Here is an 8,148-nt window from a genome sequence, read left to right on the forward strand (position 1 = left end):
CGTCTCGTCACTGCTCGCGCTGTACGGCTGCGGCTCGGTCGATGGACCGACGACCCCGCCGACCATCAAGCCGAGCACGTCCGGGACGGGTGGTAGTTCGGGGACTTCGGGTACGTCGGGCAGTTCCGGTACGTCGGGTACTTCTGGCACGTCGGGTACCTCCGGCACTTCGGGCACTTCCGGTACCTCGGGCACTTCCGGCACTTCGGGTACTTCGGGTACTTCGGGTACTTCGGGTACTTCGGGTACTTCGGGTACTTCGGGTACTTCGGGTACTTCGGGTACTTCGGGTACTTCGGGTACTTCGGGTACTTCGGGTACTTCGGGCACTTCGGGTACTTCGGGTACTTCGGGTACTTCGGGTACTTCGGGCACTTCCGGCACTTCCGGCACGTCAGGTACTTCCGGTACGTCAGGCACCTCCGGCACGTCAGGCACGTCGGGCACCTCCGGCACGTCAGGCACCTCCGGCACGTCAGGCACCTCCGGCACGTCGGGCACCTCCGGCACGTCGGGCACTTCCGGCACGTCGGGCACCTCCGGCACGTCAGGCACTTCCGGTACGTCGGGCACCTCCGGCACGTCGGGCACTTCCGGCACGTCGGGCACCGGCGTCACCCCCCTCGGCAATGTCCTTCAGCAATCCGGCAACCTCGTGACGGCGCTCGGCACGACGGTCGTGAACGGTGGCGCCCAGATCGGCGGCGTGCAGATTCCCGGCACGAACGCGACGACGGTCAACAGCGTCGGCAACGCGGTCAGCAGCCTCGGCAACGGCGTGCAATCGCTCGGCAACGGCGTCGCGGCCGGCCTCGGTTCGATCGGCGTGTCGCCGAACCCGCTCGGGCCGACGCTCACGTCGACCACCGGCCTGCTGACCGGCGCCGGCGGCGCGGTCAACAACCTCGGCAATGCCGTGACGAGCCTCGGCACCGGTCCGCTGTCGCCGCTCGCGCCGGCGACGACCCTGGTCGGCAGTCTCGTCAACACGGTCGGCACCGCGGTCAACTCGACCGCATCGGCGCTGAACACGGCGCTGAACAGCGCGCCGGTGCAGCAACTCGAGACGCAGCTCGGCAGCGTGATCAACCCGATCACGAACACGCTGACCGGCGGCGTCACGACGCCGGGCGTCACGCAGACGCTCGGCAACGCCACGTTGCTCGGCGCCCCGCTCAGCGGCCTGCTGAACACGCTCGGCAGCGGCCTCGGCCTCGCCGGTTCGCAGGTCGGCGGCGCCACCGGCAATCCGGTCGGCACGAGCGTGGGGAGCAGCGTGTCCCAGCTCGGCAATACCGTGGCATCGGCCGGCGGCCTGCTGTCCAGCGGCAGCTCCAGCAGCGGCACCAATCCGCTCGCCCCGATCACGGGCGTGCTCGGTTCGCTGACGGGCGCTCTCGGCGGCGGCGGCAGCTCGAGCGGCTCAGGCGGCACGAGCGGTACCAGCGGCGGCCCGCTTGCGCCGATCACCGGCCTGCTCGGCACGGTGACGGGTGCGCTCGGCAGCATCGGCTCAAGCGGCACCGGCGGCACCAGTGGGACGAGCGGCGCAGGCGTCGGCGGCCTGCTCGCGCCGGTCACCAACCTCGTCAACTCGCTGACGCCGCTCGGCGCGAGCCTCACCGGCACCGTCACGACACCGGGCGGCAACGTGTCCGGCGGGCTCGGCGGCGTACTGACGAGCGGCCCGGTCGGCACGCTCACGGGTGCGCTGGGCACGCCGGCCGGCTCGGCCGGCGCCGTCGGCACGGTCAGCCCTGGCGGCGCAACGGCCACCGTGACGACGCCGGGCGGCAGCGGCTCCGTGGTGACCGGCCTGACCGGCGGCACGAGCGGCGGCGCCGCCAGCGGCACCGGCAACCTGCTGTCGCCGGTGACGAACCTGCTCGGCGGTCTGCTGGGCGGCGTCACCAAGAAGTAAGCCGTAACGCATCACGTATCAGAACGACAGGCCAATGGCCGGGCGCGCATCCATAAACAGCCCGGCCGACGGCCGGCACCACCCGCCAAGCGGGGGCGCCGGCCCTCATCCCTACGAGGATCCGATCATGAACTCCACGCTCGACGGCATCGTCGCCGCCCCGGACCGCCCACCCCGTTCCGCCACGCCGCTGCGCGCCGGCCTGCTCGGCATCGCGGCCGGACTCTTCGCGCTGTGGGTCACGCGCGACCACCCGTCCCTCGACGCGGCCACCCGCGCGGTCATCGCGAGCCTCGCGATCATCGGCACGATCGCGCTGCACGAACTCTTCATCTCGCGCGTCTACCTGCGTCCGAGCGCGGGGCTGTCGCGGCAGGCCGTCCGGCCGCTCGGCATCGCGCGCGTGGCGACGCGGCTCGGCGCGCTGACGTCGATCTATGCAGGCATCGGCGCGATCTACTGGCTGCTGCCCGAATACCACGGCGCGTTCTACCTCCCGTTCTGGTCGCTGCTGCGCTCGCTTGCGCCGTACGTGATCGTCGCCGCGCCGTTCTACTTCGCGTGGATGGACCGCCACCAGCGCGAGACCGACGACGCGTATCTGCTGTGGGGCCGCTTCCTGTTCCGACGCGAGCAGCCCGCGAGCTGGAAGCCCGTGCGCGAGATGCTGGCCGGCTGGGGCGTGAAGGCGTTCTTCCTGCCGCTGATGACCGTCTATCTGTCGAAGGACGCCGATCACCTGAGCGCGTCGCTCGCGAACGCGATGCATGCGCCGATGACGATCGCGACCTTCGTGTTCATGTACGACCTGTCGTTCACGATGGACCTGATGTTCGGCACCGTCGGCTACCTGTGCACGTTCCGCATCCTCGACAGCCACGTGCGCACGGTCGAGCCGACGACGCTCGGCTGGGTCGCCGCGCTGATCTGCTACCAGCCGTTCTGGTCGCTGATCTCGAACAACTACATCCGCTACGAAGGCTCGATGTTCTGGGACAACTGGCTGCTGTCGGCGCCGACGCTGCGCGTGATCTGGGGCACGGTGATCATCCTGCTGCTGCTGACCTACGCGCTGTGCACGATCTCGTTCGGGCTGCGGTTCTCGAACCTCACCAACCGCGGAATCATCACGTCGGGCCCGTACCGCTTCACGAAGCATCCGGCCTACATCACGAAGAACCTGTCGTACTGGATGGTGTCGGTGCCGTTCGTCGAGCCGCTCGGCTGGCAGCTCGGGCTCATGCACTGCGCGGGGCTCGTCGCAGTCAACCTGATCTACTACACGCGCGCGAAGACGGAAGAGCGTCATCTGATGCGCGATCCCGACTATCGCGCGTATGCCGAATGGATCGCGCAGCACGGGTTGTTCGCGCGGATCAGGCAGGCGTTCGGTGGGCGGCAGGCGGTGTGATGGAGCGACGGGGGCGGTCGTCCATGCCGCTCCTGTCCTGGCGCGGATGTCGACCTGTCGCGGCATTCACCCCCGCGACACTTTTCCAGGTAGGCCCTCCGCCGCTTGACGATGCACTTTCGCGTGGATCCCCGGACGTTTCAACGCGCCCCATGCGGCTAATTGTCGCGAAACACCGCGATTCGTCGCGCTTCATCGCTTTTCTCCGTCGGCCCGATTGCCCGCCCGCTGCCCGTCGCGTATGGTGCCGACCGTCCGCGTGCGCCCGTCGCCCGGACACCCGACCGTCGTCCCGCACGACGGCCGTGCGGGCCGTGCCCGCCGCTCACCGTCTCCGCGACGCCGCCCGCCGGCGCCGCGCATTCATGAGGAAAGAGGCGTGATCCACAAAGTCCTGATCCTGTTCGCACTCTGCATCGCGGGCCTCGCCGCGATCGCCGCCGGTTTCCAGCACATCCCCGGCTGATTCGCGGCCCCGGCTCGCTTCGCCGAGCCCGGGGGCCGCTTCCATTTCCGTTCCCCCGTTGCCATGAACCCCTTTCTCGATGCGCCCGAGACGGGCGCCTTTTGCCATGCGTATCGACGTACAGCATTCCCAGCACGACATCGACGACGAACTCGACACCCTTTATGAACGCCTGCACCTGCCGGGCCATCGCCTGCACGGGCTGCCGGCCATCGCGCTCGGGGGCTCGGGCCTGATCGTCCGCCACCGCGAGGCGGACGGCGAATACTTCCTTTACATCGAGGATCCGTCGGCCCGGCAGCTCGCCGGCTATACGGTGTTCAACCGGCTTCCCGAAATCCCGCGCCGTGCCGACCGCTACCTGCGCGCGCCGCATACGCGGCTGCGCGGCTCGGCACAACGCAAGGGACTCGCGACGACGCTGTATCGATGGGCGCTCGACGCGGGCCTGTGTCTGATCAGCGGCGCGCGCCAGTCGGTCGGCGCCGCGCGGTTGTGGACGGCGCTCGCGCAGGATTACGGGCATGGCTTCGTCGATGTCGAACGCCGAGCGCTGCGTTATCTCGGCGCAACCGTGGCCGACGACGTGCACGGTGCGCTGCATACGCGGCGGCTGTTGCTCGGGAACGGGTGGGAACTCGGTGAACTGGCGCAAGCAACGGGGATGACCGGCATCGATGCCGCCGAGTATGCGAACGTGAACGCGCGGCGCGGTGAACACGAATGACACTCCGCGGAGCGGCGGCCACGTGCGGCACGTCGCTCATGCGGCTCATGTGGCTCATGTGGCTCACGCACCGATGCGATAATTCGCCGGATCCGCGCGCCGCCGCGCGAGCCACCTCCCCACACGTTCCGCGATGGCCAACGACACCCGAACCGCTTCCGAGCGCCGCACCGACCTCGTCGCACTGTGCGGCAGCCTGCGCGCGCAGTCGTACAACGCCGCGCTGCTCGACGCAGCCGCACTCGTTGCCCCGCGCGGCCTGCATATCACGCGCTTCGATCGTCTCGGCGAATTCCCGTTGTTCAATCCCGATGCCGAATACCCGACGCCTGCCGCGGTGCGCGATCTGATCGACCGCCTGAACGCGGCCGACGGCGTGCTGATCGCCAGCCCCGAATACGCGCACGGCGTGACGGGCGTGATGAAGAACGCGTTGGACTGGATCGTGGGATGCGAGGCCGTCGTGTACAAGCCGGTCGCGGTGTTGAACGCGTCGCCGCGCGCCGAGCACGCAGACGCGGCGTTGCGGGAAACGCTGTCGGTGATGTCGGCGCGCATCGTCGAGCCCGCATCGATCACGCTGCCGATTCTCGGGAGCCAGCTCGACGCGGCGGGCATCGCCGCCCATCCGCCGTTCGCGTCGGCGCTCGTCGAAGCATTGCACGCGCTGCGCGCGGCGATCGACGACCCGGCTGCAGGCCGGTAGACGATACACACGCCGAACGCGTGCGCCGTGGCGTTATCGCGCCTTCGCGCGCGTCGTCTTTCTCGCCGGTTTGGCCGCCTTCGCGCGCGGCGCTTCCTTCTCGGGCTGCGCGCCGCCGCCCGCGAGATCCTCGAGCCATGCGAGCGCATCGACGTACGACAGGAACTGCTGCAGGTATTCCGGCGACAGCTCGCGCATCGTCGCGAGCGAGCGGTGCACGAGGCTGTTCGAATTGAGCGGCCCTGCGTTGCGCGGCACCTGGTCGAGCGACTGACGGTATTGCTGTTCCGTGCGGACCTTCGACCACGTCGCACGGAAGTAATCGATCAATTCGGGATCGAGCCCGCGCCGGTCGGCCTGCGCATCGCGGCCGAGCCCTGCGACGAGCGCGGCAAGCGCGCCGCGCGCGGGCGCATCCGCCGCGGCTCGCGCCGTCTCGCGCGTGGCTTCGGCGTCACCGGCGCGCGCGACGATCTGCGCAAACCCTTCGATCAGCGTTGCAAGCCGCGCATCGAGCAATGCGCGTGCAGCGCCATCGAGCACGGCCGCGCGCTTCTCGAGCGCGTCGATCCGTTGAAAGCGCACCGGATCGAGCCGATCGGCGCCCTGCTCGCGCCATGCGTCGAGCGTCGCGCGCGCGTGCGTCGCGCCGCCCGTCACTTGGCCTTTCCTCCGTTGGACGCCGACTTGCGCGGCACCGGTGCGATCTCCACGCGGCGGTTCTTCGCGCGGCCTTCATCGTCGGCGTTCGAGCTGACCGGCTGTTCGGAACCGAACGCGGCCGCGAACACCGACGAGGCCGGCACACCGGCATCGATCATCGCGCGCGTGACCGTCAACGCGCGCTTGGCCGACAGTTCCCAGTTGTCCGCGAACAGGCGGTTGCCGGCGTGCACCTGCTGGTCGTCCGCGAAGCCGCTGATCATCAGGATCTCGTCGCGCGTCTTCAGGTACGTGGCGAGCGGGCCGGCCAGCGTCTTCAGCAAGTCGCGGCCCGCAGGCTGCAACTGGTCGGAGTTCAACGCGAACAGCACGTTGCCGCTGATGCCGATGCGCCCGTTCACGAGCGTCACGCGGCCCGCCGCGAGCGGCCCGGCGAGCGCCTGTTCGAGCGACTTGCGCTGCTGCGCTTCGAGCTGCCGCGCGCGCACCGCTTCCTCGAGCTTCGACGTGAGCTGAAGCTGCATGCCGATCACGCCGACGAGGATCAGCACGAACGCGCCGAGCAGCACCGACATCAGGTCGGCGAACGCGGGCCATACCGGCGCCGATTGCGCGCCGCCGTCGATTTCGTCGTGCATGCGTTACGCTCCGACGCTCGCTCGCCGGCCGGCGAGCTGCTGCAGATCCTCGACGATCTGCTTCTGCGACATCACGCTCAGGTCGATCACCTCGCGCGCCTGCGCGACGTAGTACTCGAGCTGTTCGTCGCTGCGCGCGAGCGATTTCTCGAGCGCGGCCTCGATGCGCTGCAGATGCGTCAGCAGCTTGTCGTTCGATTCGCCGAACACCTGCACGGCCGTCCCGAATGCATCGCCGAGGCTCGCGACTTCGACGGCGCCGGCCGTGACCTGCGCGGCCACCGAATCGAGCTTGCGCGTTTCGGCGTCGACGGTGTCGTTGAAGCGCGCACCGACGCGGTCGAGCAGATCGGCCGACGTACTGACGAGCGCGTCGATCGCGGTACGCTGTTCGGTCGACGCGTGGTTCACCGCGCCGAGCAGCGTCTCCAGCGTCGCGAGCAGGCGGCTGCGCTCCTCGAGCATCGCGGTGTCGCGCACCATGCTGTCGGACAGGCGCTGGCGCAACTCGGCGACGACGTCGGCCGCCGCCTTCGGCGCTTCCGACGCGGCCTGCACGAGGCGCGAGATTTCGTTGATCGTGTCGCTCGCGTGCCCCTGAGCCTGCGCGGTGATGTCGTTCGCGGTGCGGGTCAGCGTGTCGCAGATGTCCTGCTGGCGCGCGGCGGCTTGCGCGCTCGTCCGCGCCCATTCGTCACGCAGCGCGGCGGCCATCGCCGCGAGCGAATCGTTCCACGCGGCGAGGCGTTCTTCGTCGCGTGTGGCCAGTTGCGATTGCAGGCCGGCGTGCGACTCGCGAATCGTCGTCAGCAGATCGTTCGAACGTTGTTCGAACGTCGACGCCTGCGCGGCGAGGTCACGCGTCGTTTGTGCGAGGGCATCGCAGATTTCCTGCTGGCGGCCGGCGCTGTGCACGCCTGCGCGCTGCCATTCTTCGCCGAGCTTCGCGGCCATCGCAGTAAGCGAATCGTTCCAGGCCGACAGACGTTCTTCGTCACGTGCCGCCAGTTGCGATTGCAGGCCGGTGTGCGAATCGCGAATCGTCGTCAGCAGATCGTTCGAACGTTGTTCGAACGTCGACGCCTGTGCTGCGAGGTCACGCGTCGTTTGCGCAAGTGCATCGCAAATTTCCTGCTGACGGCCGGCGCTGTGCACGCCTGCGCGCTGCCATTCTTCGCCGAGCTTCGCGGCCATCGCAGTAAGCGAATCGTTCCAGGCCGACAGACGTTCTTCATCGCGCGCGGCCAGTTGCGACTGCAGGCCGGTGTGCGAATCGCGAATCGTCGTCAGCAGATCGTTCGAACGTTGTTCGAACGTCGACGCCTGTGCTGCGAGGTCACGCGTCGTTTGCGCAAGTGCATCGCAAATTTCCTGCTGACGGCCGGCGCTGTGCACGCCTGCGCGCTGCCATTCTTCGCCGAGCTTCGCGGCCATCGCAGTAAGCGAATCGTTCCAGGCCGACAGACGTTCTTCATCGCGCGCGGCCAGTTGCGACTGCAGGCCGGTGTGCGAATCGCGAATCGTCGTCAGCAGATCGTTCGAGCGTTGTTCGAACGTCGACGCTTGTGCAGCGAGGTCACGCGTCGTTTGCGCAAGCGCGTCGCAAATTTCCTGCT

General features: G+C 68.7%; 8 protein-coding genes. 4 read left to right on the plus strand and 4 right to left on the minus strand.

Translation table 11 applies throughout. From position 1 onward, the window contains the following. Positions 1-19: 19 nt before the first annotated feature. Complete coding sequence (locus AC3IFE_RS20540; protein WP_489191761.1) at positions 20-1,921, plus strand: collagen-like triple helix repeat-containing protein; 1,902 nt, start codon at positions 20-22, stop codon at positions 1,919-1,921. A gap of 127 nt (positions 1,922-2,048) precedes the next feature. Then, positions 2,049-3,332, plus strand: a complete 1,284-nt coding sequence (locus AC3IFE_RS20545) for an isoprenylcysteine carboxylmethyltransferase family protein (RefSeq protein ID WP_489191755.1) — start codon at positions 2,049-2,051, stop codon at positions 3,330-3,332. 325 nt (positions 3,333-3,657) lie between these two features. Here AC3IFE_RS20545 and AC3IFE_RS20550 read toward each other — a convergent pair whose 3' ends face one another. Next, positions 3,658-3,906 carry a hypothetical protein gene (locus tag AC3IFE_RS20550; protein WP_489191756.1) on the minus strand — a complete coding sequence of 83 codons (249 nt, stop codon included), beginning with the start codon at positions 3,904-3,906 and terminating at the stop codon, positions 3,658-3,660. Between AC3IFE_RS20550 and AC3IFE_RS20555 the strand changes: the two genes are divergently transcribed. Together AC3IFE_RS20555 and AC3IFE_RS20560 are read left to right on the plus strand one after the other, a co-directional pair. Then, on the plus strand, positions 3,905-4,525 hold the full coding sequence (locus AC3IFE_RS20555; RefSeq protein ID WP_489191757.1) for a histone acetyltransferase: 621 nt from the start codon (positions 3,905-3,907) through the stop codon (positions 4,523-4,525). The two genes, AC3IFE_RS20550 and AC3IFE_RS20555, sit on opposite strands and share 2 nt — an antisense overlap. Positions 4,526-4,658: 133 nt before the next feature. Beyond that, positions 4,659-5,231, plus strand: coding sequence for an NADPH-dependent FMN reductase (locus AC3IFE_RS20560; protein ID WP_489191758.1), 573 nt, complete (start codon positions 4,659-4,661; stop codon positions 5,229-5,231). 33 nt (positions 5,232-5,264) lie between these two features. Here the strand turns inward: AC3IFE_RS20560 and AC3IFE_RS20565 are convergent, their stop codons facing one another. The 3 genes from AC3IFE_RS20565 to AC3IFE_RS20575 all read right to left on the minus strand — a co-directional run. After that, positions 5,265-5,891, minus strand: coding sequence for a DUF2894 domain-containing protein (locus tag AC3IFE_RS20565; RefSeq protein WP_489191759.1), 627 nt, complete (start codon positions 5,889-5,891; stop codon positions 5,265-5,267). Next, on the minus strand, positions 5,888-6,532 hold the full coding sequence (locus AC3IFE_RS20570; RefSeq protein ID WP_069621492.1) for an OmpA family protein: 645 nt from the start codon (positions 6,530-6,532) through the stop codon (positions 5,888-5,890). The genes AC3IFE_RS20565 and AC3IFE_RS20570 overlap by 4 nt, the downstream gene beginning before the upstream one ends. 3 nt (positions 6,533-6,535) lie before the next feature. Next, a partial coding sequence (locus AC3IFE_RS20575; RefSeq protein ID WP_489191760.1) for a coiled-coil domain-containing protein occupies positions 6,536-8,148 on the minus strand: 1,613 nt, incomplete at its 5' end.

It is taken from the genome of Burkholderia sp. APQ4-4ca, assembly GCF_057837105.1.

Bases quoted from the DNA above. Each gene is read 5' to 3' on its own strand.
- AC3IFE_RS20555 (WP_489191757.1), top strand. From the start codon at position 3,905: ATGCGTATCGACGTACAGCATTCCCAGCACGACATCGACGACGAACTC.
- AC3IFE_RS20570 (WP_069621492.1), bottom strand. From the start codon at position 6,532: ATGCACGACGAAATCGACGGCGGCGCGCAATCGGCGCCGGTATGGCCC.
- AC3IFE_RS20545 (WP_489191755.1), top strand. From the start codon at position 2,049: ATGAACTCCACGCTCGACGGCATCGTCGCCGCCCCGGACCGCCCACCC.
- AC3IFE_RS20550 (WP_489191756.1), bottom strand. From the start codon at position 3,906: ATGGCAAAAGGCGCCCGTCTCGGGCGCATCGAGAAAGGGGTTCATGGC.
- AC3IFE_RS20560 (WP_489191758.1), top strand. From the start codon at position 4,659: ATGGCCAACGACACCCGAACCGCTTCCGAGCGCCGCACCGACCTCGTC.